The 23,419-nt window shown below is 73.5% G+C and carries 22 protein-coding genes and 1 tRNA gene; 6 read left to right on the top strand and 17 right to left on the bottom strand.

The window, feature by feature from the left end; translation table 11 throughout:
- Nucleotides 1-68: 68 nt before the first annotated feature.
- Entirely contained in the window at nt 69-668 is a 600-nt protein-coding gene (locus ABZ956_RS14510; RefSeq protein ID WP_361892100.1) for a TetR/AcrR family transcriptional regulator, read from the bottom strand.
- A gap of 119 nt (nt 669-787) precedes the next feature.
- On the opposite strand from ABZ956_RS14510, the gene ABZ956_RS14505 reads away from it, so the two are divergent.
- Nucleotides 788-4,117: a S41 family peptidase gene (locus ABZ956_RS14505; protein WP_361892097.1), complete on the top strand. Its 3,330-nt coding sequence runs from the start codon at nt 788-790 to the stop codon at nt 4,115-4,117.
- Between the two features lie 90 nt (nt 4,118-4,207).
- Here ABZ956_RS14505 and ABZ956_RS14500 read toward each other — a convergent pair whose 3' ends face one another.
- The 3 genes from ABZ956_RS14500 to ABZ956_RS14490 all read right to left on the bottom strand — a co-directional run bounded on the left by ABZ956_RS14500 (nt 4,208) and on the right by ABZ956_RS14490 (nt 6,869).
- Nucleotides 4,208-4,390, bottom strand: coding sequence for a hypothetical protein (locus ABZ956_RS14500; protein ID WP_361892095.1), 183 nt, complete (start codon nt 4,388-4,390; stop codon nt 4,208-4,210).
- A 77-nt stretch (nt 4,391-4,467) separates the two neighbouring features.
- Entirely contained in the window at nt 4,468-5,352 is an 885-nt protein-coding gene (locus tag ABZ956_RS14495) for an SDR family oxidoreductase (protein ID WP_361892092.1), read from the bottom strand.
- The gene (locus tag ABZ956_RS14490) at nt 5,349-6,869 is read right to left on the bottom strand and encodes an NAD(P)/FAD-dependent oxidoreductase (protein ID WP_361892089.1); all 1,521 of its coding nucleotides are present in this window, start codon (nt 6,867-6,869) and stop codon (nt 5,349-5,351) included. The genes ABZ956_RS14495 and ABZ956_RS14490 overlap by 4 nt, the downstream gene beginning before the upstream one ends.
- Before the next feature lie 192 nt (nt 6,870-7,061).
- Here ABZ956_RS14490 and ABZ956_RS14485 point away from each other — a divergent pair, with 192 nt between their 5' ends.
- Nucleotides 7,062-7,754 carry a MerR family transcriptional regulator gene (locus ABZ956_RS14485; RefSeq protein WP_361892468.1) on the top strand — a complete coding sequence of 231 codons (693 nt, stop codon included), beginning with the start codon at nt 7,062-7,064 and terminating at the stop codon, nt 7,752-7,754.
- A 7-nt stretch (nt 7,755-7,761) separates the two neighbouring features.
- Here the strand turns inward: ABZ956_RS14485 and ABZ956_RS14480 are convergent, their stop codons facing one another.
- Nucleotides 7,762-8,403, bottom strand: a complete 642-nt coding sequence (locus ABZ956_RS14480; RefSeq protein WP_361892086.1) for a hypothetical protein — start codon at nt 8,401-8,403, stop codon at nt 7,762-7,764.
- A 219-nt stretch (nt 8,404-8,622) separates the two neighbouring features.
- Between ABZ956_RS14480 and ABZ956_RS14475 the strand changes: the two genes are divergently transcribed.
- Together ABZ956_RS14475 and ABZ956_RS14470 are read left to right on the top strand one after the other, a co-directional pair.
- A complete protein-coding gene (locus ABZ956_RS14475; RefSeq protein WP_361892083.1) occupies nt 8,623-9,837 on the top strand; it encodes a helix-turn-helix transcriptional regulator in 1,215 nt (404 codons plus the stop codon).
- A 97-nt stretch (nt 9,838-9,934) separates the two neighbouring features.
- Nucleotides 9,935-10,123 carry a hypothetical protein gene (locus ABZ956_RS14470; RefSeq protein WP_361892080.1) on the top strand — a complete coding sequence of 63 codons (189 nt, stop codon included), beginning with the start codon at nt 9,935-9,937 and terminating at the stop codon, nt 10,121-10,123.
- Between the two features lie 75 nt (nt 10,124-10,198).
- Here ABZ956_RS14470 and ABZ956_RS14465 read toward each other — a convergent pair whose 3' ends face one another.
- Nucleotides 10,199-10,990 carry an exodeoxyribonuclease III gene (locus ABZ956_RS14465; protein WP_361892077.1) on the bottom strand — a complete coding sequence of 264 codons (792 nt, stop codon included), beginning with the start codon at nt 10,988-10,990 and terminating at the stop codon, nt 10,199-10,201.
- Nucleotides 10,991-11,058: 68 nt separating this feature from the next.
- On the opposite strand from ABZ956_RS14465, the gene ABZ956_RS14460 reads away from it, so the two are divergent.
- Nucleotides 11,059-11,541: a GNAT family N-acetyltransferase gene (locus ABZ956_RS14460; RefSeq protein ID WP_361892074.1), complete on the top strand. Its 483-nt coding sequence runs from the start codon at nt 11,059-11,061 to the stop codon at nt 11,539-11,541.
- 7 nt (nt 11,542-11,548) lie between these two features.
- Here ABZ956_RS14460 and ABZ956_RS14455 read toward each other — a convergent pair whose 3' ends face one another.
- The 3 genes from ABZ956_RS14455 to ABZ956_RS14445 all read right to left on the bottom strand — a co-directional run bounded on the left by ABZ956_RS14455 (nt 11,549) and on the right by ABZ956_RS14445 (nt 13,851).
- The gene (locus tag ABZ956_RS14455; protein ID WP_361892071.1) at nt 11,549-12,049 is read right to left on the bottom strand and encodes a DUF1269 domain-containing protein; all 501 of its coding nucleotides are present in this window, start codon (nt 12,047-12,049) and stop codon (nt 11,549-11,551) included.
- 37 nt (nt 12,050-12,086) lie between these two features.
- Entirely contained in the window at nt 12,087-13,316 is a 1,230-nt protein-coding gene (locus ABZ956_RS14450; RefSeq protein ID WP_361892068.1) for a HAMP domain-containing sensor histidine kinase, read from the bottom strand.
- Nucleotides 13,317-13,413: 97 nt separating this feature from the next.
- Nucleotides 13,414-13,851 carry a hypothetical protein gene (locus ABZ956_RS14445; RefSeq protein ID WP_361892065.1) on the bottom strand — a complete coding sequence of 146 codons (438 nt, stop codon included), beginning with the start codon at nt 13,849-13,851 and terminating at the stop codon, nt 13,414-13,416.
- Nucleotides 13,852-14,103: 252 nt separating this feature from the next.
- Between ABZ956_RS14445 and ABZ956_RS14440 the strand changes: the two genes are divergently transcribed.
- On the top strand, nt 14,104-16,293 hold the full coding sequence (locus tag ABZ956_RS14440) for an alpha-N-acetylglucosaminidase (protein ID WP_361892063.1): 2,190 nt from the start codon (nt 14,104-14,106) through the stop codon (nt 16,291-16,293).
- 75 nt (nt 16,294-16,368) lie between these two features.
- Here ABZ956_RS14440 and ABZ956_RS14435 read toward each other — a convergent pair whose 3' ends face one another.
- From ABZ956_RS14435 to glp, 8 genes are all read right to left on the bottom strand, one after another.
- A complete protein-coding gene (locus tag ABZ956_RS14435; protein WP_361892060.1) occupies nt 16,369-17,829 on the bottom strand; it encodes a hypothetical protein in 1,461 nt (486 codons plus the stop codon).
- Nucleotides 17,830-18,119: 290 nt separating this feature from the next.
- A complete protein-coding gene (locus tag ABZ956_RS14430) occupies nt 18,120-18,704 on the bottom strand; it encodes a dihydrofolate reductase family protein (protein ID WP_361892057.1) in 585 nt (194 codons plus the stop codon).
- Nucleotides 18,705-18,960: 256 nt separating this feature from the next.
- Nucleotides 18,961-19,034: transfer RNA gene (locus ABZ956_RS14425), tRNA-Ala, on the bottom strand.
- Between the two features lie 111 nt (nt 19,035-19,145).
- Nucleotides 19,146-20,219 carry a gephyrin-like molybdotransferase receptor GlpR gene (glpR, locus tag ABZ956_RS14420; protein ID WP_361892054.1) on the bottom strand — a complete coding sequence of 358 codons (1,074 nt, stop codon included), beginning with the start codon at nt 20,217-20,219 and terminating at the stop codon, nt 19,146-19,148.
- Nucleotides 20,220-20,365: 146 nt separating this feature from the next.
- Entirely contained in the window at nt 20,366-21,016 is a 651-nt protein-coding gene (locus ABZ956_RS14415; protein ID WP_361892051.1) for a GNAT family protein, read from the bottom strand.
- Nucleotides 21,013-21,540 (bottom strand): MogA/MoaB family molybdenum cofactor biosynthesis protein, encoded by a 528-nt coding sequence (locus ABZ956_RS14410; RefSeq protein WP_361892048.1) that lies wholly within the window; start codon nt 21,538-21,540, stop codon nt 21,013-21,015. The genes ABZ956_RS14415 and ABZ956_RS14410 overlap by 4 nt, the downstream gene beginning before the upstream one ends.
- On the bottom strand, nt 21,537-22,040 hold the full coding sequence (moaC, locus tag ABZ956_RS14405) for a cyclic pyranopterin monophosphate synthase MoaC (protein WP_361892045.1): 504 nt from the start codon (nt 22,038-22,040) through the stop codon (nt 21,537-21,539). The genes ABZ956_RS14410 and moaC overlap by 4 nt, the downstream gene beginning before the upstream one ends.
- Before the next feature lie 65 nt (nt 22,041-22,105).
- Nucleotides 22,106-23,419, bottom strand: coding sequence for a gephyrin-like molybdotransferase Glp (gene glp, locus ABZ956_RS14400; RefSeq protein WP_361892042.1), 1,314 nt, complete (start codon nt 23,417-23,419; stop codon nt 22,106-22,108).

Here is a 23,419-nt window from a genome sequence, read left to right as displayed (position 1 = left end):
TATGGGAACCAGCCCGACGAGAGCGGTGCGTCAGGTGGAGCCTCGGTGGGGGGCTGTGAATAACGGGGTCATACGCCGAGAGCGGGGAGGATCACGGCGTCGATGACGCGGGCGAGGTACTCGCCGTCCGCGGGCCGGTCCTCGACCAGCGGCCGGGCCATGAACGCGCCGAACATCATGTGTGCGACGAGCCCGAGGGCGGGGTTGTCCGCGGCGAGTTCGCCCCGGTCGACCGCGCGCCTGAGCATCGCCTCGAGCCCGGCGATCTCCGGCTCGATGAGCAGTTCGCGCAGCGCCCGGTTGAGGTCGGGGTGGTCGTGGATGGCGCGCTGCAGCCCCCGCATGAGGGCGGCGTCCCGCTCCATCCGCTCCTCGTCGGCGTCGCACACCATGGCCCGGAGGTCACCGCGCACCGTGCCGGTGTCGATGTCCGCGAGGCTGACCGGCTTGGTGTGCCGCAGCGCGCTCGCGACCAGCTCGGGCTTGCCCCTCCACTGGCGGTAGAGGGTGGCCTTGCTGGAGTGCGTGCGCGCGGCCACGGCGTCCATGGTCAGGGCGTCGTAGCCGACCTCGCGCAGCAGCGCGAGCACCGCGTCGTAGAGCTCGCCCTCGCGTTCGGGGGTCAGTCGGGTGCGGCGCCCCGCCGGCTTGGGTGGTTCCGTGGGCATCCGCGCCTCCCTTCACACGAGTCGTACGAAACGGTTTCGTACAGCAGCGTACGTGAGGCGGCGATCGAAACGGCATCGTTTCGATGGTGTTCTGCGTCACGGACCGAGTTGCCGGGGGGATGCGGGGCCGAAACCATGGGTGGGTGAGCGATGCCTACATCCGCTTTCCTCATCTGCACGGCGATCTGCTCTGCTTCGCGGCGGAGGACGACCTGTGGCTCGCCCCGCTGACCGCGCCCGGGGCCGGCGCCGGGCGGGCCTGGCGGCTGACCGTGGACCGGACCAGGGTGGGGCATCCGCGCTTCTCGCCCGACGGGCGGCACATCGCCTTCACCAGCTGGCGCAGTCTGGACCCGGAGATCCACCTCGCCCCGGTCGAGGGCGGCCCGGCGCGCCGGCTCACCTACTGGGGCAGCACCGACACGCGGGTCTGCGGCTGGACGCCCCCGGAGGAGGGGGTGTCCCACATTCTGGCGGTCAGCTCGCACGGCCAGCCGTTCTCGTACTTCTCCTGGGCGTACAAGGTGCCCACCGACGGCGGTCCCGGCGGCCAGCTGCCCTGGGGCCCGCTGTCCGACATCGCCGTCGCGGACGTGGGCGGCGAGCACAGGACGCTGATTCTCACCGGGAAGCCGCCGCACGAGCCCGCGTCCTGGAAGCGTTACCGGGGCGGCGCCATGGGGCGGCTGTGGCTGCAGTGCGACCGGCTGCTGCCGGAGCTGCGCGGCCATCTGGACTCGGTGATGTTCGTCGGCGACCGCATCGCCTTCCTCTCCGACCACGAGGGCGTCGGCAACCTCTACTCCTGCCGCCCCGACAGCTCCGACCTGCGCCGCCACACCGATCACGCGGACTTCTACGCCCGGCACGCGTCCACGGACGGCTCGCGCGTGGTCTACCAGTGCGCGGGCGAGGTGTGGCTGGCCGAGGACTTCGGCCCCCGGGGCCGTCCCCGCCGGCTGGACCTGCGGCTGGGCGGGCCTCGGGCGGGCCGGCGCACGTACCAGGTGCAGGCCGCCCGGCACGTCGAGTCGCTGAGCGTGGACGGCACGGGCCGGGCCAGCGCGGTGCAGGTGCGCGGCAGTCTGTACTGGCTGACCCATCGTGACGGGCCGGCCCGCGCCCTGGCCGACACCCCGGGCGTACGGGTCCGGCTGCCGGAGATGCTGGGGGCGACCGGCCGGGTCGCGTACGTCACGGACGCGGAGGGCGAGGACGCCATCGAGATCGCCCAGCTGCCGCGCGCCGCGGGCCCCTCCGGGCCGCGGCGGCTGGCGGCGGGCCGCATCGGGCGGGTGCACGAGCTGCTCGCCTCGCCGGACGGCCGGCGGCTGGCCGTGGCCGCGCACGACGGGCGGCTGCTGCTGGTGGACGCCTCGCCCGACGAAGAGGGAGGAGCGGGCGGGGCAGGTGGGGCAGGTGGGGCAGGTACAGCCAGGGAGGCCGACGAGCTGATCCGGTCGGCCAACGGGCCCGTGCGCGACCTGGCCTTCTCGCCCGACTCGGCGTGGCTGACCTGGTCGCACCCGGTGATCGGGCGTTCGCTGCGCCAGATCAAGATCGCCAGACTGTCCGACCGGATGATCGTGGACGTCACCAACGGCCGCTTCGAGGACGAGCAGCCGGTCTTCACCCGCGACGGCCGCTATCTGGCCTTCCTCTCCTGGCGCGGCTTCGACCCGGTCTACGACGTGCACACCGGCGACCTGTCCTTCCCGCTGGGCTGCCGCCCCTATCTCGTACCGCTGTCGTCGGTGACGCCCTCGCCGTTCGCCCTGTCGACCGAGGGCCGGCCGGCGGGCGGTGGGCTGGACCTGGACACCGGCGGGGAGAGCGCCGACGGCGGGGCGGTGACGGTGGAGGTGGAGGGGCTGGAGAACCGGGTGACGCCGTTCCCGGTGGCCGCGTCGAAGTACTCCTCCCTCCATCCGGTCAGCGGCGGGGGCCTGGTGTGGCTGCGCTGGCCGATCTCCGGCGCGCTCGGCGAGACGTTCGCCAACCCGGCCGAGACCTCGGGGCGCCCGACGCTGGAACACTTCGACCTGGTCAAGGCCAAGCGCACCGAGCTGACCGCCTCCCTGGACTGGTACGCGGTCAGCGGTGACGGCACCCGCCTCGTCGTCAACGACGAGGGCGACCTGCGGGTGGTGCCGGCCACGGACCCGGCGGACGCCGACTCGACCGTCTACGTCGACATGCGGCGCATCCTCCACGAGGTCGACCCCGCCGCCGAGTGGCGCCAGGCCTACGCGGAGGCGGGCCGCATCGTGCGGGCGTACTTCTGGGAGCCCGGCATGTGCGGCGTCGACTGGGACGCGGTGCTGGAGCAGTACCGTCCGCTGGTCGAACGGGTCGCCTCCCCCGACGAGTTCGCCGATCTGCTGCGCGAGGTCCTCGGCGAGCTGGGCACCTCGCACGCGTACGTCACCCCGGCGCGCCGCAACGAGGGCCCGCCGCACTACCAGCGCGCCATCGGCCTGCTCGGGATCAACCTCACCCACCGCAAGGACGGCACCTGGGCCGTGCGGCGCGTGCTGCCCGGTGAGTCCTCCGACTCCAAGGCCCGCTCGCCGCTGGCCGGTTCGGGCATCCGCGAGGGCTGGGTGCTCACCCATGTCGACGGGCGCCCGGTGGACCCGGTCGCAGGACCGTACCCGCTGCTGGCGGCGGCCGGCGGCACGACCGTGGAGCTGAGCTTCGACGCGCCCGGGGGCGAGGGGCATCCGCGCCGGGTCGCGGTCGTGCCGCTGATCGACGAACGGCCGCTGCGCTACCAGGACTGGGTGACCAAGCGCCGCGCGGTCGTCCACGAGCTGAGCGACGGCCGGTGCGGCTATCTGCACATCCCCGACATGGGCGGCTCGGGCTGGGCCCAGTTCAACCGCGACCTGCGGATGGAGATGTCCCGCCCGGCCCTGATCGTCGACGTCCGCGGCAACGCGGGCGGCAACATCAGCGAGCTCGTCGTCGAGAAGCTCACCCGCACCATCATCGGCTGGGACCTCACGCGCGACGCCCAGCCGGTGTCGTACGCCAGCAACGCCCCGCGCGGCCCGGTCGTGGCCATCGCGGACGAGATGACCTCCTCCGACGGCGACATGATCACCGCCGCGTTCAAGCTCCAGGACATCGGGCCGGTCGTGGGCCTGCGCACCTGGGGCGGCGTCGTCGGCATGACCGGGCGGCACCGCCTGGTCGACGGCACCTCGATCACGGTGCCGATGAACGCGGCCTGGTTCGGCGCGTACGGCTGGGGCGTGGAGAACCACGGCGTGGAGCCCGACATCGAGGTGGACCGCACGCCGCTGGACTGGGCCGAGGGCCGTCACCGGCAACTGGACGACGCGGTACGGGTCGCGCTCGACCTGCTGGAGCGGCGCGGCACCGCCGAGCCCCCGGACTACTCGGACGTGCCGGACCTGCGCCGCCCCGAACTGCCGCCGCGCTGAACGCCCCCGGACATCAGCGGGCGTACGAGCGAGGGGCGCACCCGGATCCGGGTGCGCCCCTCGTGTGCGGGCCTGGTCAGCGGTCGTCCGTCAGCGGTCGTCCGTCTCGTCCCGGAGGTCGTCGAAGGACTGCTGGCGGTTCTCCTGCTGCCCCTTGCGTTCCTTGAGCCGGTCCTGTGTCTCCTGGCCCTTCTGCTGGGCCTTCTCCTTCGCCTGTTCGGCCTTCTGCTTGGCCTGCTGGGCCTTGTTCTGCATCTGGTCCTTGATGCCCATGCGTGGTCACTCCTCGGGGAGATCGGGTGGGTGGGCCCCGACCAGCCTCACACGCCCGGACATACCGCGCATTTCGATCAATGACGCTCCGTGCTCGTCTTCATGTCCGCCGCTCCGCCCGGCCCCACCAGCCCCGGGCGCACCCCTGCCAGGCCGGGCTCGGCCCGCCGCATCTCGCGGGGCCCGCCCGCGGCGGCCAGCGCCGGCAGGAGGCCGCGCACCGGCTGCAAGCCGCGCAGCCAGCGCTGTCCGTAGACGTGCGCCGAGCGCCGTTCGATGCCCGTCACCAGGCGGTCGACGGTCGGGCCGAGGGGGTAGGTGCGGCCGGCGGGCCACGGCAGCCGGCGGCGCATCTCGCGCATCACCTCGTACGCGTCGGCGCCGCGCACCATGTCGGTGTCCGTCCAGCTCAGATACGCCACCCCCACCCGTACGCCCTGGTGCGCGACCTCGGCCCGCAGGCTGTGCGCGTACGCCTCCACGCCCGCCTTGGAGGCGCAGTACGCGCTCATCAGCGGGGCCGGGGCGAGTGCGGCCAGGGAGGCGATCTGCAGGAGGTAGCCGCGGCTCTCGGCGAGGGCGGGCAGGAAGGCGCGGCCGGTGACGGCGCTGCCGATGAGGTTGACCTCGACGACGCGCCGCCAGGCGTCCGGGTCGGAGGCGGCCAGCGGACCTCCGGTGGCGACGCCGGCGTTGGCGACGACCACGTCCACGGCGCCGAAGCGCGCCCTGACCTCGCGCGCCACCCGTGTCATCGCCTCCTGGTCGGTGACGTCGGCGTGCCAGCAGGCGGCCCGCTCCCCCAGCGAGCCGGCGAGACCGCGCAGTCTGTCGGGCTCCAGCCCCACCAGGGCCACGCTCGCCCCGCGTGCGGCCAGCTTGCGGGCGAGCGACTCCCCCACCCCGCGCGCGGCCCCGGTCACGACCGCCACCTGGCCGGCCAGGCCGGTGCGCGCCCTCATCGTGCCGCCTCGGCGCGGGCGGCCGGCCGGGAGGTCCGGCCGGGCGGGCGCAGCACCTGGTACTCGGCGAAGTCGATGCGCCGGGTCACCTTGCGGAACTCGGCCGTGGTGCCGGGCCAGACGGTGGTGTTGCGGCCATTGGCGTCCAGGTACCAGCTGGTGCAGCCGGTGTTCCAGACGGTGCGGGTCATGCGCTGCTGGAGTTTGCGGTTCCAGGCGCGTACGGCGGAGGGGCGGGCGTCGAGGGCGACCCGGCCGCCGAGGGTGGCGAGCTGGCGCATGTAGTCGGCGAGGTAGTTCAGCTGGGATTCGATCATGAGGATCATCGAGCTGTTCCCCAGGCCGGTGTTGGGGCCGATGATGGTGAGGAAGTTGGGGAAGCCGGCGGCGCTGGCGCCGCGCAGGGCCGCCATGCCGTCCTTCCACTCCTCGGCGAGCGTCGTGCCGGCCGCGCCGGTGACCCGTTCGGCGATCGGCATGTCGGTGACCTGGAAGCCGGTGCCGAAGACGATCGCGTCGGCCTCGGCCTCGGTGCCGTCGGCGGCGACGAGCGTGGAACCGCGCACCTCGGCGAGGCCGGAGGCGACGACGTCCACGTTGGGGCGGGTGAGCGCGGGGTAGTAGTCGTTGGACAGCAGGATGCGCTTGCAGCCGATGCGGTAGTCCGGCAGCAGCTTGGCGCGCAGCGCCGGGTCCTTGACGGCCTTGTCCAGGTGGGCCGTGGCGACGCGCTCCACGAGCCCGAGCCGGTCGGGCCACTTGGTGAAGAGGCCCACCTGCAACTCCCGTACCCCCCACAGCAGTCCGCGGCGCAGCGCCCGGGTGGCCGGCACGCGGCTGTGCAGCCACTGCTCGGCGGCGCTGATCGGGCGGTCGGCGCGCGGAAGCACCCAGGGCGGGGTGCGCTGGAAGAGGGTGAGGCGGGCGACGTCCGGCTGGATGGCGGGCACGATCTGGGCGGCGGAGGCCCCGGTGCCGACCATGGCGACGCGCTTGCCGCGCAGGTCGTAGCCGTGGTCCCAGCGGGCGGAGTGGAAGACGGGGCCGGTGAAGCCGGCCAGCCCGGGGATGTCGGGGACCTTCGGGTCGGAGAGCGGCCCGGTGGCGGAGACGACGACGTCGGCGGTGTAGGCGGCATCCGTGGTGGCGATCTCCCAGCGCAGCTCGTCGCCGTCCCAGCGCATGCCGCGTACTTCGCAGTTCAGGCGCAGGTGCGGCCGGAGGCCGAAGGTGTCGGTGATCCGCTCCAGGTAGGCGCGGATGTGCGGCTGGCCGGAGAAGTTGCGCGGCCACGCGGGATTGGGGGCGAAGGAGAAGGAGTAGAGGTGGGAGGGCACATCGCAGGCGCAGCCGGGGTAGGTGTTGTCGCGCCAGGTGCCGCCGACGGCGTCGGCGCGCTCCAGGACGACGAAGTCGGTGATGCCCTCGCGGCGCAGCCGGATGGCCGCCCCCAGGCCGCCGAACCCCGATCCGATCACCGCCACCCGTACGTGCCGCCGCCGTCCGTGCTCGACCATGCCGCCTCCTGGGAGCCTGCGTTCCGTCGACCGTGCCAGTGTTCGCTGGCACGGTGGGAGCGTACGGCAGGCGGCGGCCGGGGCGATAGAGGCGCGAGGCAAGGAAGTTACCCGGCCGTTCACCCGTAGGCTTCCGGCGTGGCGAACGACGAGAGGGCCCCGGGCGCGAGCGGCGGGAAGCGCGAATTCCGGATGGCGGAGCTGGCCGAGGAGGCCGGCATCACCGTCCGCACGCTCCGCTTCTACCGCGAGCGCAAGCTCATCCCGCCACCGCGCCGCGAGGGCCGCATCGCCTGGTACGGCGAGCACCACCTCGCCCGGCTGCGCACGATCGCGGCCCTGCTGGAGCGGGGGCACACCCTCGGCGGCATCGCCGAGCTGCTGGCCGCCTTCGAGTGCGGCCGTGACGTGGGGGAGCTGCTGGGGCTGGCGGGCGCCGCCATCACCACCCCCTGGTCGCAGGAGACGGCCGTCCGTCTGACGCCCGAGGAGCTGGCCGACCGCTTCGAGGGCGAGGTCACGCCGGAGAACCTCACCGCCGCCCTCGACATCGGCTACCTCGCGGCGGACGGCGACGAGATCGTCCACATCAGCGGCCGCCTCCTCGACGCCTCCACGACCCTCGTCCGCGAGGGCGTCCCCCTCGCCGCCGTCCTCGCCACGGCCCGCGAGGTACGGGCCCACGCCGACGCCCTCGCGGAGGCATTCACCGCGCTGATCCGCACCCACGTCCTTGCGGCCGCGGCGGCGGACGGGCCGGACCGGGTGGGCGAGGTGCTGGACCGGCTGCGGCCCATCGCCAAGACCGTCGTCGACGCGGAGCTCTCCCTGGCGATGGACCGCCGCGTCCGCGCGGAGCTCCGGACCCGGCCGGACCGCCACTGACGCGGCGTCAGCGCTTCGGCATGACCGGCAGTTCGGCGTGCTCGACGGTGTACCCGCCCTTGGTGACGGGGGCGTACGGCGCCGGGGCCATGCACGTGCCGACCTCGGCCGACGTGGGCTCCTTGTCCCCGTGCGGCACCATGTTGGCCACCGCCCAGGAGAACCCCACCCGGTCCTTCGAGGTGCCCTTGTCCTTGCCGCCGTCCAGGACGCTGAACCCCAGCCGCATGCCCACCCAGTCCGGCCCGCCGGGGCCGACCTTGGTGATGACCGCCGTCAGCGTCGCCGTACGCGGCCCGGTGACCAGACAGTCCACCGTGCCCTCCGCCGTGGCGGTGACTCCCGTCTTCGCGAAGTAGTGGGACACCTTCACCGTGCCGCGGGCATCGGTGGGCAGCCCGGTGGGCACCCCCGGCAGGGGCTTGCTATAGGGGGCGGCCTGCGCGTCGAAGGTGAACGAGCGGACGTCGTCGTCCGGGAAGAACGGCAGCATGAAGGACGCCGCCCCCTTCACACTCGCGAGCTCGGGCTGCTGCCGCGACGTCGCGTGGTCGGTACCGGCCGAGGCGGTGGTGGCGCCGCCCAGGGTCACGGTCGCGGCGAGCGCCACGAGCACGGCCGCCGCCTTGCGCGGGGACAGGGATGCCATGGGAACTCCGGGTTCTGGAAGAAGACGGCCCCGAACGGCGACCGCCTGAACCCATCGTTCTCGAACGCCCCTCCCCCGCCATCCACCCCCGGACGGAACCGCCTCCACCACGCGGCGAAGGCGCCTCGCCCTGCGGGATGACCTCAGGCGGCGCCGAAGGACCTGTACGGGTTCCCGGATCGATCACATGGACGGACCACCCGGCGTAGCTTCTGAGGCATGGCTACTGAGCACATGGGCGATCGCATTGCCCGGCTGTGCCGTCTCGCTGATCTGACCCAAGAGGGACTGGCCGAACGGTCCGGGGTGTCCGTTGACGTGATCCGGAAGTTGGAGCAGCGCCGTAAGCACAGCGCACGACTGCCGACGCTGCACGCACTCGCCAAGGGGCTGGGTGTGGAGCTGACGGCCCTTCTGGGCGACCCGCCGGCCGTCCCCTCAAGTGGCGACGCGGACCCACCCCGGCTCGTTGCCGTCCGGCGCGCGATCATGCCGCCTCTCTTCGCTCCCCCCGTCGAGCCCACGGGCGCGGAGCAGCTGTCCCTGCCCCTTGTGAGGGCCGAACTCGCCGAGGGCTGGACTCTGTACCACTCGGCGGAGTTCGGCCGTCTCATGGACGTACTGCCGGGCATCATTTCCGACGCCCGCCTCCTCGCTGCCGTGGGCAACGCCGATCAGAAGGCAGCGGGCCAGGCAGCACTCGGCAAGGCGCTGCAACTGGGGGGCCACCTGGCCATCCGTCTCGGTAAGACAGATCTCGCCCTCACCGCGCTGGAGCGTGCCTACGCGGCCGCCGGGGATTCCTCGGACCCGCTGCTCGCCCCGATGGTGTCGAACTCCGTGGCATGGGCGTACCAGCGGCAAGCACGGTTGGACGACGCGCGGAACCTTGCCGTACATGCCGCTGACGCAGTGGAGCGGGAGCAGGCGGGCACGGCGGAAGGCGTCCGCGTGTGGGGTGGCCTCCTGATGTCCGCCGCCACGTCGTACGCCAGGAGCGACGACTACGACACGGCCAACGCGATGATGCGTACTGCGGAGCGCGCGGCCGGCCGTCTGGCCAAGTTGCCGCCCCCTGCGGACGGTCGGCTCGTGTCGGTGTTCAGCCGGTCGTCCGTGCGCATCGAGCGGGTCCGGCTCGCTGTCCAGCACGAGCGGCCCGAGGAAGCCCTGTCGCTGGCCAAGGGCATAAGGCTGAGCGCCGACACGCCGCCCTCGTGGCGTACGTGGCTCTTGCTGGACGTGGCGCGCGCCCACACTGACGTGGGGGACGCCGAGGGCGCGGTGAAAGCCCTTGAAGCGCTACGACGCGTCGCCCCCGCCTGGATGCGGCACCACACTTTGGCCGTGGCCATTGTCAGTGATCTGTGGGCCCGCTCCGCGAGGCCCGCTGGGCTCCGCAAGCTGGCGCAGTTCCTTGGGGTCGCCGAATAGCAGGGACCAGGTCACCGACCCCGATACGCAGGTCGCGCAGAACGGTAACGTCTACAGCAGCATGGCCGACGACGAGGAGCGCGAAGGGAAGTAGCGCATGATCCACGGCGAGCACCTGGCGAAAGACCTACGTCGCGACCATGGATTTATCCACATCGGGCGCACCAAGGACGGCAACGCCGTGATCATGCGCAAGGGCGACCGTTGGACGGTCGTGCCGCTTCGGTGGCTCACCAGCGACGCTGTGGAGACCATCAAAGCTCAGGCCGGGGTAAGCCTCGTCTGAGTCGTCCCGGCTCGGCCCCGCCCACGCGTTCCTCCCCCGGAGGACGCACAGGTGGGGCCTCTCGCCGCCGCGTGCCTACGCCCCGAAGACCGCCGTCACCGGCGCGTGGTCGCTCCACCGCTCCGCGTGCGTGGCCGCCCGCTCCACGCGGGCCTTCAGCGCCCGCTGCGCGAGGCCCTGCGTGGCGACGAGGTAGTCGATGCGCCAGCCCGAGTCGTTATCAAAGGCGCGGCCCCGGTAGGACCACCAGGAATACGGTCCCTCGACGCCCGGGTGCAGGGCGCGGACGACGTCCACGTACTCCTCGAAGACCTTGGTCAGCCACTCCCGCTCCTCGGGCAGGAAGCCGGCGCTCTTGCGGTTGGCCTTCCAGTTCTTCAGGTCCGCCTCGGTGTGGGCGATGTTCCAGTCGCCGCACACCACGACCTCGCGGCCGTCCGCCGCCGCGCGGGCCTTCAGGCCCACCAGGTAGGGGAGGAACTCCGCCATGAAGCGTTCCTTCTCGTCCTGGCGCTCCGTGCCCACCTCGCCCGAGGGCAGGTAGAGGCTGGCGACCGTGACGCCCGGCAGGTCGATCTCGGCGTACCGGCCGCTGCCGTCGAACTCCGCCGAGCCGAAGCCGATCCGCACCGCGTCCGGCTCGCGCCGGGAGTACAGGGAGACGCCCGCGCGGCCCTTCGCCGCCGCCGGCGCGTGCACGACGTGCCAGCCCTCCGGCTCGCGCACCTCGTCGGGCAGCTGGTGGGGCTCGGCGCGCACCTCCTGCAGGCACACGACGTCGGCCTCGGTGCCCGCGAGCCACTCGACGAAGCCCTTCTTCGCGGCGGCGCGCAGCCCGTTCACATTTGCGGTCGTTACGGTCAGCATCCGGGCACGATAACCGACTTCCACCGCCCCCTGCCGGGTGGCGGCGGGCCGCCCGTACGATCCGTGGGATGGAGATCATGCCGGTCGCCTACGACCATCCCGACGCCGTGAAGCTCGATGACCAGGTGCAATCGGAGTACGCCGAGCGGTACGGCGACGGCGATCTCACCCCGATGGACCCGGCGCAGTTCGCCCCGCCGCGTGGCCTGTATCTCATCGCGTACGACGCCTGCGGCGCGCCGGTCGCCACCGGCGGCTGGCGGTCGGTGGACTCCGGCGGGGAGGGCGGCTACGCGGACGGGGACGCGGAGCTGAAGCGGATGTACGTGGTGCCGCGGGCGCGGGGGCTGGGGCTGGCGCGGCGGATCCTGGCGGCGCTGGAGGACAGCGCGCGGGAGGCCGGGCGGATACGCATGGTGCTGGAGACGGGGAACCGGCAGCCCGAGGCCATCGCCCTGTACCTCTCCAGCGGATACGAGCCCGTCGTGCCCAAGTTCGGCCTCTACCGCTGCTACGACAGCAGCCGCTGCTTCGGCAAACGCCTGCGCTGAGCGGAGGCTACTTGTGGTGGCCGGCGGCGATCGCCGCCTCCACCTCCGCGCGCACCCGCTCCGCCGGGTAGCGCCGCACCTCGCCGAAGGGCGCGAGGACGTCGTCGACCATCTCCGGGCTCTCCTCGCGGACCTCGGCCATCAGTACGGTGCTGCCGGGCGGCACCTCGGCGGCCAGCATCTCCAGGGCGGCGTTCGAGGCGGTGGCCGCCCGGGCGTCGTGGATGCCGCCGATCAGGCCGCCGGCCCCGAAGCCGACGAGGACCCCGAGGGGCCCGCCGAGGATGCCCAGGAGTCCGCCGAGCAGGCCGCCCATGGCGAAGGCCGGCGCCCCGCCGGTGTTGTCGGCGGCGTCGGGGAAGTCCAGGGCGCCCTCCGCGTCCCGTGCGATCACCGCGCCCTCTCGCAGGGTGATGTCGCCGTCGGCGTGCGCCTGGCGCAGGGCGTCCAGCGCCTGGTGGCCCTTCCGCGGGCTGTCGGCATTGAGGAACAGGACGTTGTCGTTCACAGCTTCCACTGTTGGGCCTGTCGGCCACCACCGCACCTCAGTCGCCGCCCTCCGGCGGAGCCGGCCGCACCGCGCCCGTCAGGTCCAGCGTCGCCTGCGCTCCCCCGCCCGCCGGGTTGGCGAAGGCCAGCCGCCCGCCCAGCACCCGCGCCTGCCCGGCCGCGATCGTCAGCCCCAGGCCGAGGCCGGCGCCCGAGCCCGTACGGAAGCGCTGCGGGCCGCCCGCCAGCAGGTGCGCCGGGAAGCCGGGGCCGTGGTCGCGGACGCGGATGACACCGCCGTCGACCTCCGCCACGACGGGCCCGCCGCCGTGCCGGAAGGCGTTGGTGACGAGGTTGGCGAGTATGCGCTCGACCCGGCGGGCGTCCGTCTCGACCAGGCAGTCGCGCACGATCCGTACCTCCGCGTTCCCCTCGCCGTGGCCGGCCGCCGCGCGTACCGCCCGCCGCGTCAGCTCGCCCAGCGCCCGCAGGTCCGTATCGGCCCGCTCGGCGTCCCCGTCGAGGCGGGCCACCTCCAGGACGTCCTCCATCAGGGACCGCACCCGCCGCGCCCGCTCCCGCACCATCTCGGCGGGGCGGCCCGGGGGCAGCAGCTCGGCCGCGGCGACCAGGCCCGCGACGGGGGTGCGCAGCTCGTGGGCGATGTTGGCGGTGACCTCGCGCTCGGCCTGGAGGCGGGCGGCGAGGGCGTCGGCCATGGTGTTGACGGCGTGGATGAGCCGGGCGATCTCGTCCTTGCCGCCCCGGGGCCGCAGCCGGGCGGTGAGGTCGCCGTCGGCGATGCGCTCGGCGGTACGGGCGGAGGCGGTCAGCCGGCGGCCGGCGATGGTCGCGAGGCCCACGCCGACGACGCAGGCCAGCGCGGTGCCGACCCCGCCGGCGAGCCAGAGGTCCTCGTCCAGGCCCCGGAGGTTGCGGGCCTGCCGGCGGTAGGAGTGCTTGAGGACGACGGTGTCGTCGCCGACGCGCATCGCCGCCCACAGCATCGGCTCGGGCCCGGACCGGTCCAGATAGGTGGCGCGCTGCCCCCGGTCCGCCGCCCGGCGCAGGGGCTCGGGCATGCGGTAGGGGTTGAGAATCAGGCGGGGCCGGTCGACGCCGGCCGCGTGGTCCTCGGCGGCCGACACCAGCCGCTGGTCGAGGCTTTCGCGCGCGGTCTCCAACTGGTTGACGGCCGTGCGGTGATGGACGACGAGTCCGATGAGGACGGCGACCAGCGCGGCGGTGGCGGTGATCGCCACACCGATCTTCGTGCGCAGACCCATCGGCAAAGACTCCTCGGCGGCGGCTATCGCTCGGCTGGCTTGGCGGTCGCCCGACTGTCGGTCGGCTGTCGGTCGGCTGGGCGGCGGGGGTGCGCGGCTAGTGCCCGGGGACGAAGAGCCACAGGTCGCGCAGTGCGCGCTGCCGCTCGGGCGGGAGTTCCGCGGCGACGACCGTGGCCCTGCTGTAGTAGGCGGAACGGTCCTTCCGGACCAGCCCGCTCAGCGTGACCCTGGCCTGGTACGGGGTGTCCCGGCCGCTGCTCACCGTGCCCGTGGCCTCGGCGGCCGGCCCGCCCCAGGAGCGCCAGCGCAGGCCGGTGAGGCGGACGGAGCCGCCGGCCTCCAGGGAGGCCGGGCCGCGCAGCGGGGGCCGGCCCGGGCCCTCGACGACGTAGACGGGGCCGGCGGTGGGCGAGGGGGTGTGGGCGGGGCCGGCGACCTTGAGCCCGCCGGGGTCGGCGCACCCGCAGAGCAGTCCGCACAGCAGCCCGGCGGCGAGGGCCGCGGCGCCGAGCGTCGCGTGGAGTGGTCGCACGGAATTCCTCACGCCAGGGGGACCGGAAGGGGCGGTACGGGCAGGACGGGTGGGGCGGGCGGAACGGGCGTGCGTGGGGCGGACTTAGCAGGTCGGGACCGGTCGGTGGGGCCATTCGTGCCAAATGTAACCGGCGTGGCTGGTAAGCCGCCCGTGCCCTTGACCGATTCCTGTCGCCGACTCATAGGATCTCCGCGCTCAAGTGGTCCAGTCCAGCCCGTCGCCGCAGTGCCACGGCCCCGGAGGTCACTCATGCACATCGCCCGTCGTACGCTCCTCGGCGCCCTCGCCGGATCCGCCGCACTCGGCGCGGTGGGCGTTCCCCCCGCCGGAGCGGCGGGAGCCGCCCCGGCGGCGGGCGGTGCCGCCGCCGCGGCCCTGGCCCGGCTGCTGCCCCGGCACCACGCCCAGGTCGCCTTCCGCACGATCCCGCGGCGGGGCGGCCACGACGTCTTCCGGGTGTCGGGGGCGAGCGGGCGGATCACCGTCGAGGGCACCACCCCGGCCGTCCAGCTCGCCGGCTTCCACCGGTACCTGCGGCAGGTCGCCCACGCCCACATCTCCTGGAACGGCGAGCAGACCGCCCTGCCCGGCCGCCTCCCCGCCGTCGGCGCCCCGGTGACCGGCACCTCCAACGCCGTCCACCGCTTCGCCCTCAACGACACCAACGACGGCTACACCGGCCCGTACCACGACTGGGCGTACTGGGAACGCGAGATCGACGTCCTGGCCCTGCACGGCTTCAACGAAGTCCTCGTCTACGCCGGCGCCGACGCCGTCTACCACCGCACCTTCCTCCAGCACGGTTATACCGACGCCGAGATCCGCCGGTGGATTCCCGGCCCCGCGCACCAGCCGTGGTGGCTCATGCAGAACATGGCCTCCTTCGGCGGGCCCGTCTCCCGCGAGCTCCTCGACCGCCGCACCGGCCTCGGCCAGAAGATCGTACGGCGGCTGCGCGAGCTGGGCATGACGCCCGTCCTGCCCGGCTACTACGGCACCGTGCCGCCCGGCTTCGCCGAGCGCAACAAGGGCGCCCGGATCGTCCCGCAGGGCGACTGGGGCGGCTTCCCCCGCCCCGACTGGCTCGACCCCCGCACCCCCCACTTCGCCGCCGTCGCCCGCACCTTCTACCGCACGCAACAGGAGCTGTACGGCGCCACTTCGCTGTACAAGATGGACCTGCTGCACGAGGGCGGCTCCCCCGGCGGTGTACCGGTCGGCGACGCCGCCCGGGCCGTGGAGAAGGCCCTGCGCGCCGCCCACCCGGGCGCCATCTGGGCCATTCTCGGCTGGCAGCAGAACCCCCGGCGGGAGATCGTCGACGCCGTCGACCGCTCCCGGATGCTCATCCTCGACGGCCTCTCCGACCGCAAGGCGACCATCACCGACCGCGAGGCCGACTGGGGCGGCACCCCCTACACCTTCGGCACCATCTGGAACTTCGGCGGCCACACCGCGCTGGGCGCCAACGCCCCCGACTGGGCCCAGCTCTACCACCGCTGGCGCACGAAGCCCGGCAGCGCGCTGCGGGGCATCGCCGCCATGCCCGAGGCCGCCGACAACAACCCCGCCGCCCTCGCCCTCTTCTCCGACCTGGCCTGGACGGACGGGCCCGTGGATCTCAAGTCCTGGTTCGAGCGGTGGCCCGTCAGCCGCTACGGGGCCCGCGACGCGGGTGCCGCCCGCGCCTGGGACGTCCTGCGCCGCACCGCCTACGGCACCACCCGCGCCGACGGCTGGAGCGAGCAGGCCGACGGCCTCTTCGGCGCCCGCCCGGACCTCACGGCCAACCGGGGCGCCACCTGGTCGCCCCGCGCACTGCGCTACGACGCCGCCGAGTTCGACAAGGCGCTGCCCGCGCTGCTGTCCGTCGCCCCGGCGCTGCGCGGCAGCTCCGCCTACCGCTACGACCTCCTCGACGTCACCCGCCAGTGCGTGGCGAACCGCAGCCGGCTGCTGCTGCCCCGTATCAAGGCGGCCTACGACGCCGGGGACCGCACCCGCTTCGGCGAGTTGACCCGGCAGTGGCTGGAGTGGACGGACCTGCTCGAGCAGATCGTCGCCACGGACGAACGCCACCTGCTGGGCCGCTGGATCGCCGGCGCCCGCGCCTGGGGCTCGACGGACGCCGAACGCGACCGGCTGCAGGACGACGCCCTGTCCCTGCTGACGGTCTGGGGCCCCCGCGCCTCGGCCGACGCCGGCAAGCTCCACGACTACGCCAACCGCGAGTGGGCCGGCCTGGTCGGCGGCCTCTACCGGCTGCGCTGGAAGACCTACTTCGCCGAACTGGACGCGGCCCTGGAAGAGGGCCGCAAGCCCAGACCGCTCGACTGGTACACCCTGGAGGACCGCTGGACCCGCCGGCCCCCCGCCACCCGGACCCGCCCGACGGGCGACATCGTCCGCGTGGCGAGGACGGTGGCGTCACTGCTGTGAACGCCGAACGCCCGAACGCCGTACGAGCCGCAGGGCGGCTCGTACGGCGTTCGGGCGTTGCGAACGGGGGCTTGCCTACCGCTTCTTCGGCGGCACGGAAACGGCCCCCTCACCTCCACCGAGCTTCCACTCCTTGTGGAAGATGTCGAACGGAAGGCGCCGCTCGAACAACGGCGTACCGAAGATCTTCAGCTGCGCCTGCAGCGCACCGGTCAGATCCACGCCGCCGTAGGCCGCCCACTTCCCGGAAGCGGACGCCGAGCCGTCGGTGGCGGCCGTGGCCGTCCCCTCGCCCTCGGCCCGCAGGTACGGCGAGAGGTTGGCGCTCACGCCGACCGCGCCGTAGAGCCCCACGGACGCCTCCGCGCCCAGCGCGGCCTTGACCTTGCCCGAGGCGGTCGCCGTGGCGCGCACCGGGCTGGCGTTCATCTCGGCCTTGCTGACGGGGGTCCAGCCCTTGCCCCAGGTGTAGGAGCCGCCGACCTTGAAGTCGCCCTTCAGGTCCTGCTTGACGTCGACGCTGAGCTTGCCCTCGGCGTCAACCTGGAGATAGCAGGTGAGGTCGAGGTTGACGACGACCGGCACCGGACCGACCTGGATGACCGGATCGGCGTGCAGCTTGGCGAACGGCAGCCGGTACGGCTTGTCCGCCGTGGTCGCCGCCGCCTGGCCCTTGAGCTCCCACGCGGAGGTCAGCTCGCCGGACAGCGCCAGCGACGCGGTGCCGGGGCCGCGGCCCGAGCCGAAGCCCTTGCCGTCGTAGGAGAAGTCGACCTCGGGCGCCAGCTGGACGAAGCCCCGGGCCGACGCCTCGGCCTGGACCGGGGAGTCCTTGGGCGTCGGGATGGAGGCCCCGACGTCGAGCCGCAGGTTGCCCAGCGGCACCTTGGCGCCCTGCGGGCCCACGTGGACGCCCCCGGGCCTGGCCCAGGAGACCTTCACGCCCTCGACGAGCGGGTCCACGGTGACGGCGGACGGGTCGACGGCCACCTTGCCCTTGGCCTCGGAGTCCCCGAGCAGCGCGTCGAGGGTGGCCGGGGCGGTGTTGACCTCGGTGCCCCGCTCGGTCGTGCCGAGCACCTGGGTGACCTTGGCCAGGACACCGTGGGGAGCGCCGGGTGCGGGCGCGCTGGCGATCACGTCGCCGACGGTCACGTTCGTCTGCCGGTCGGAGGGGGCCGACGGGGAGCCGGACGGCCGGGGGGCGACGCCCTTGGGCTTCTTGGCCGCCGGGGCACCGGAGATGACGGCCCGTCCGCTGCGCTGGTCGAACGAGGCGACCTTCAGGGACGACTTGGCCGCCTTGGGACCCGTGCCCTTGGCCGGCGAGGCCACGGCGCTCGGGGCCGCCTGCCCGGCCGGGGCGGCCGCCACGGCGAGCTGGGGCGAGGCCCCGGCGGCGGAGCTGGCGGCCACGGGCTCGGCGTCCCCGGCCTTACCGGCGGCGGACGGGCTCCCACCGGCACACCCCGTGACGGCGAGCAGGGACGCGGCGGTCAGAGCAGGTAAAACGGCATACCTGGTGGTATTGCGCACAGTTGATCCTCGGGAGCGTGAGGTGGGGGCGCCCCGGGGGAGTTGACACCCCAAGGTCGCGTCACACGGCAACGGGAAGAGCGGCGATCGCGCCTCGCGGGATTACCCGAGGTAGACGATCGGCATGATCGTGTCATGGCCCCACATATCCGCAGAACCGTTTCACCGCCCCGGGAAACATGATCTGGATCACAAAATGATCATTGGTCCGCACCAGGACCGGCACGCAACCGCCCCGCCGGCACGGATGCCGGCGGGGCGGGACGGGACGGCGGCGCGGACGCGGACCACTACCGCTTGCGGCTGTACGTCCTGACCAGCACCCCGTTGTCGAACGAGCGGACGGACTCCAGCGTGAAGTCGGTGACCGCGAAGTGGGTGCCGAACATCGGCATGCCCGAGCCGTACACCTGCGGATAGGTCTTGATCACCAGCTCGTCGACCTCGTCGATCAGCTCACCCGCGAGCTGCGAGCCGCCGCAGAGCCAGATGCCGAGCTCGCTGTCCTCCGCCTTGAGCTCACGGACGGCGCCGACCAGGTCGCCGGAGACGAGCCGGACGTTCGCGTCGGGCGACTCCTCCAGGCTCCGCGACGCGACGTACTCGCGCAGATGCCCGTACGGGCTGGTGATGTTGACGTCCAGGGCGAGCTGATAACTGGCCCGCCCCTGGATCACCGTGTCGAAGTGCCGGCTTCCCAGGCCCTCACAGCCGAGGACCTTCCGCCCCTCGGCCGAGATGGTCTCCGGGTACTCCGTCTTCAGGAAGTCCAGAAACTCCTCGGTCACGAACTGGAACATGGACGATGCGTCACCACTCGGGTCGCCGATGAAGCCGTCGATCGAGCAGGCGACGAAGTAGGTGAGCTTGCGCAAGGTGGTCCTCGTTTCTTAGGCGGTCCGGGCGGTCACGCCCCCGGGGGCGAAACCACTTCGCACATAGTGCTCCGCCTGTAGTGGTTACGCAAGCCCCCGCATAGAAGTGAGAAGAGGGATTCCGGAAGAGGTCTCTGAGGGGGCTTCAGTTCGACGGGGCGCCCGACCCCGGGAAACACAAAGATCCCGCCCGATCTGATGATCGGACGGGATCTCGTCAACCATCCCTGAGCTGACTCAAGAACAGTTGTTGCGGTGGACCTGAGGGGATTTGAACCCCTGACCCCCTCGATGCGAACGAGGTGCGCTACCGGACTGCGCCACAGGCCCTTGCAACGAGTGAAACTCTAGCATCCCCATCGGGGTGCCCGGAAATCCGCTCCCCTGCCCCGCCGCTGGTCGACGCGGTGCGGGCAGGTGCGACCGGCGGGACCGGCCGGCTCACTCGTTGGCGGCGCGGGGGCGGTCGTCGTCGGCGTACTGGTCGAACAGCGGGGTGCGGCCGCGCTCGCGGGGGCGGCGGCGGTAGCGGCCCGCGCGGCGCTCCTCGGGGGCCGGCTGCCCGTGGTCGGCGGTCGGCTCGGCGGTGCTCGAGCGGGCGGAGCTCCAGGTGTCCGGGCCGCCCAGGTCGACGCCGGCACCGGCGCGGGGGGCGACCGGCGCCGAGACGTACGTCGGCAGCGGTACGGGCACGGGCTCCCAGCCCTCCCCCGCACCGCGGTCGCGCTGCTGGTCGACCCACTCCGCGTGGTCGGTCTGTTCCACCAGGGCGCGGCGGCCCGCGCTGTGCGGCGACGCGTCGCCGGGGCCGGGCGCCTGGCGGTGGATCACCGTGTCAGCGGCGGCCCCGCCCTCGCGCTCCTCCGGGGCCGCCGCGTGAGGGCGCGGCCGGCCCTCCCGCAGCCGCTGGGCCGCCAGCTCGGCGCGGCGCTGGTCCATGGTGAAGGCGAACCGGCGCCGCTCCTGGATGCGCAGGTAGCAGATGTAGGCGCTCAGGAGCGCCGCCGGGACGGCGGGCGCCCACAGGAAGGCCAGGCCGCCCACGCCCGCGACGATCGCGCCGACGGTGAAGGCGAGGAAGAGCAGCACGGTGGTCCGGCGCCTGCGGGCGAGGACCTTGGAGCGGCGGGCGCGCTCGGCGGCCGTCTGCGCGGACACCGACCCCGGCGCGGGGGCGGAGGCCGCCGCCGGGCCCTGCGCCGCCCCGGGGGCGGGCGCGCCGAAGGACCGGGCGTCGACCGTTTCGGTCGCGACGTCCGGCTCGGGCGCGCGGGGCTCCGGCTCCGGCTCCACGGATTCCGTGGAGGCCGGCGCCTCGGCGGGGGCGCGCCCCTCGAGGTCCTTGGCGTAACGGCGCTCCATGCCCGCCCGTCCGGACAGCAACCGGATGGCCGTGCTGAAGCGTTCCGTCGGACGGGCTTCATTGAGCTCGTCCTGCCTACGGAGCCACATCGGCACCAAGTAGGCGGCCCAGGCCCCGACGATGACTGCGTAGATCAGGCCGCTGCTGCTCACCCGTCCAACGGTAGAGGGGGACGCGCGGCGGATTCCGCCAATTGGCGCGGTGTGTCGCACGATCCGGCTGATATCTCGAACTTTTTTTGTGATTGTTGAGACCGGAAGTCAACGAATACCGTCAATTGACAGTCAAATTCGAACGTTTATTTTATTTCTGCGGAGCCGCCCGCCCCGGCCCCGCTTCCGTCGACCGGACGGGACCGCCGCCAGCGGCTCAGCAGCCCCTCGGGGACCTCCTCGGCGGTCAGCGCGTAGACCAGGTGATCGCGCCAGGCGCCGTCGATGTGCAGATAGCGCGGCCGCAGCCCCTCCTCGCGGAAACCGAGCTTTTCCACCACCCGGCGGCTGGGCAGATTCTCGGGCCGGATGCAGATCTCGACGCGGTGCAGCCCCACGGTGCGGAAGCAGTGGTCCACCACCAGCGCGACGGCCGTCGGCATCACGCCCCGGCCCGCGACCGCCTCGTCCACCCAATACCCGACGTGGGCCGAGCACATGGAGCCCCAGGTGATCCCGGCGACGGTCAGCTGGCCCACCAGCTCGCCCCGGTACTCGATCACGAACGGCAGCATCCGCCCGGCCTGCGCCTCCGCCCGCAGGTGGCGGACCATCTGCCGGTAGGTGGGGCGCTGGGCGGGCGGGCTGCCGGGCGGCGGCGGGGGGACGGTCGCCTCCCAGGGGCGCAGCCAGTCGCGGTTGCGCCGGTTGACCTCGCGCCAGGCGCGCTGGTCGCGCAGCCTTATCGGGCGCAGCCGGATGTCGCCGTCCGTCAGCTCGACGGGCCAGATGTTCATGCGGGGCTACGTGGGTGGTCGCCGCCGTGCACCTGGTCCACGGCGTGGACGAGCAGCCGCTCCAGGACGGCCAGGCCGTCGCGCACCCCGCCCGTCGAGCCGGGCAGGTTGACGATCAGCGTCCGTCCGGCCACTCCGGCCAGCCCCCGGGAGAGCGCCGCCGTGGGCACCTTGGCCGTGCCCTCGGCGCGGATGGCCTCGGGGATGCCGGGGATGTCGTGGTCCAGGACGCGGCGGGTGGCCTCCGGGGTGCGGTCGGTGGGCGAGATGCCGGTGCCGCCGGTGGTGACGACGGCGTCGTAACCGGCCGCGACCGCCTCCCGCAGGGCGGCCTCCACGGGGTCGCCGTCGGGGACGACGCGCGGGCCGTCCACGGTGAAGCCCATCCGGGTCAGGCCCTCGGCGAGGAGGGGGCCGCCCTTGTCCTCGTAGACCCCGGCGGCGGCCCGGTTGGAGGCCGTCACCACGAGCGCGCGGTAGGCCCTGGCCTGCGGTGCGGCGGCGGTGTCCGGGCGGGGGCTCACGCGGCGCCGCCCGCGGGCGCGGAGCGCACGTAGTCGCCGGACTTCCCGCCGGTCTTCTCCTCCACCCGGATGTCGGTGATGACGGCGCTCTTGTCGACGGCCTTGACCATGTCGACGACCGTCAGGGCGGCGACGCCGACGGCGGTCAGCGCCTCCATCTCCACGCCCGTACGGTCCGTGGTGCGCACGGTGGCCAGGATCTCGACGGCGTCGTCGGCGACGGTGAGGTCGACCGTGACCCCGGACAGGGCGAGGGGGTGGCAGAGCGGGATCAGCTCGGGGGTGCGCTTGGCGCCCATGATCCCGGCGATGCGGGCGGTGGCGAGGGCGTCGCCCTTGGGGACGCCCTCGCCGCGCAGGAGCTCCACGACGCGCGGCGCGACGAGCACCCGGCCGCTGGCCCGGGCGGTGCGGGCGGTGATCTCCTTGGCCGAGACGTCGACCATGCGGGCCGCGCCCGCGTCGTCGAGGTGGGTGAGATGCTCCTGCGCGCTGCTCATCGTTCTCCCGGTGCGGGGCCCCTGCGGTGGTTGTGGGCAGCCACCGTACCCGGCGGGGCGGCCGGTCAGTCGAGAAGCACCACGTCCAGTTCGGTGCCCGGCGCGACGGACGTGACGTCCTCGGGGACGACGATCAGTGCGTTGGCGTCGGCGAGTGCCTTGACCAGGTGTGATCCCGCGCCGCCGACCGTGGTGACGGTGCCGTCCGCGTAGTGGCCGCGCAGGTACTGGCGCCGCCCCTCGGGCGAGGACTCGACGCCCCCGGCGCACACCGCCCGCACGGTCTGGCGGTCGGCGAAGGGCTCGAGCCCCATCAGGGCGCGCAGGGCGGGCCGCACGAAGAGCTCGAAGGAGACGTAGGAGCTGACGGGGTTGCCCGGCAGGGCGAAGAGCGGGGTGCGGTCGGGGCCGATGCGGCCGAAGCCCTGGGGCTTGCCGGGCTGCATGGCCAGCCGCCGGAAGGCCACGCTGCCCTCCTCGCCGGTGAGGCCGGAGAGCGTCTCCTTGACCACGTCGTACGCCCCGACGCTGACGCCGCCGCTGGTGACGACCGCGTCGGCGCGGATGAGCTGGTCCTCGAGGGTGGCGCGCAGGGTGTGCGGGTCGTCCTCGACGGCTCCGACGCGGTAGGCGATGGCTCCGGCGTCGCGGGCGCAGGCGGTGAGCATAAAGCTGTTGGAGTCGTGGATCTGCCCGTCCGCGAGCTTCTCGCCGGGCGGGACGAGCTCGCTGCCGGTCGACAGGACGACCACGCGCGGGCGCGGGCGGACGGTGACGGTGGCGCGGCCGATGGCGGCCAGCAGGCCGATCCTGGCCGGGCCGAGGACCGTGCCGGCCCGTACGGCGATCTCGCCGGCGCCGACGTCGCTGCCGCGGGCGCGGATGTGGGCGCGGGGGGCGACGGGGCGGTGGACGCGGACCTCGCCGCCGGCGGCGTCGTCCGCGCCGGGCCCGGCGGCCATGGCGGTGACGGCGCCGCCGCCCGTGCCGCCGTCGGTCCACTCGACGGGGACGACGGCCTCGGCGCCGGGCGGCATCGGGGCGCCGGTCATGATGCGGACGGCTTCGCCCGGGCCGACGGCGGGCAGCTCGCCGCTGCCCGCCGCGATGTCGCCGACCACGGTGAGCACCGCCGGGAACTGCTCGCTGGCGCCCTCGACGTCGGCGACCCGGACGGCATAGCCGTCCATGGAGCTGTTGTCGAAGGGGGGCAGGGCGGCGGGGACGGTGACGTCCTCCACCAGCACACAGCCCTGGGCGTCCAGGAGTTGCAGCTCGATCGGCTCCAGCGGGCGGATCTTCCCGAGGATGTCGTCGAGGTGCTCGTCCACCGACCAGAGGCGGTCTCCCCTGGCGGCCGTGCCGGCGGTCCTGCTCAA

Source organism: Streptomyces sp. NPDC046261 (assembly GCF_040646235.1).
GTDB lineage: Bacteria > Actinomycetota > Actinomycetes > Streptomycetales > Streptomycetaceae > Streptomyces.
Note: the sequence above shows the minus strand (reverse complement) of the source record. Positions and strands in the feature narration are given on the sequence as shown.

Bases quoted from the DNA above. Each gene is read 5' to 3' on its own strand.
- ABZ956_RS14510 (WP_361892100.1), bottom strand. From the start codon at position 668: ATGCCCACGGAACCACCCAAGCCGGCGGGGCGCCGCACCCGACTGACC.
- ABZ956_RS14505 (WP_361892097.1), top strand. From the start codon at position 788: ATGCGGGGCCGAAACCATGGGTGGGTGAGCGATGCCTACATCCGCTTT.
- ABZ956_RS14500 (WP_361892095.1), bottom strand. From the start codon at position 4,390: ATGGGCATCAAGGACCAGATGCAGAACAAGGCCCAGCAGGCCAAGCAG.
- ABZ956_RS14495 (WP_361892092.1), bottom strand. From the start codon at position 5,352: ATGAGGGCGCGCACCGGCCTGGCCGGCCAGGTGGCGGTCGTGACCGGG.
- ABZ956_RS14490 (WP_361892089.1), bottom strand. From the start codon at position 6,869: ATGGTCGAGCACGGACGGCGGCGGCACGTACGGGTGGCGGTGATCGGA.
- ABZ956_RS14485 (WP_361892468.1), top strand. From the start codon at position 7,062: ATGGCGGAGCTGGCCGAGGAGGCCGGCATCACCGTCCGCACGCTCCGC.
- ABZ956_RS14480 (WP_361892086.1), bottom strand. From the start codon at position 8,403: ATGGCATCCCTGTCCCCGCGCAAGGCGGCGGCCGTGCTCGTGGCGCTC.
- ABZ956_RS14475 (WP_361892083.1), top strand. From the start codon at position 8,623: ATGGCTACTGAGCACATGGGCGATCGCATTGCCCGGCTGTGCCGTCTC.
- ABZ956_RS14470 (WP_361892080.1), top strand. From the start codon at position 9,935: ATGATCCACGGCGAGCACCTGGCGAAAGACCTACGTCGCGACCATGGA.
- ABZ956_RS14465 (WP_361892077.1), bottom strand. From the start codon at position 10,990: ATGCTGACCGTAACGACCGCAAATGTGAACGGGCTGCGCGCCGCCGCG.
- ABZ956_RS14460 (WP_361892074.1), top strand. From the start codon at position 11,059: ATGGAGATCATGCCGGTCGCCTACGACCATCCCGACGCCGTGAAGCTC.
- ABZ956_RS14450 (WP_361892068.1), bottom strand. From the start codon at position 13,316: ATGGGTCTGCGCACGAAGATCGGTGTGGCGATCACCGCCACCGCCGCG.
- ABZ956_RS14440 (WP_361892063.1), top strand. From the start codon at position 14,104: ATGCACATCGCCCGTCGTACGCTCCTCGGCGCCCTCGCCGGATCCGCC.
- ABZ956_RS14415 (WP_361892051.1), bottom strand. From the start codon at position 21,016: ATGAACATCTGGCCCGTCGAGCTGACGGACGGCGACATCCGGCTGCGC.
- moaC (WP_361892045.1), bottom strand. From the start codon at position 22,040: ATGAGCAGCGCGCAGGAGCATCTCACCCACCTCGACGACGCGGGCGCG.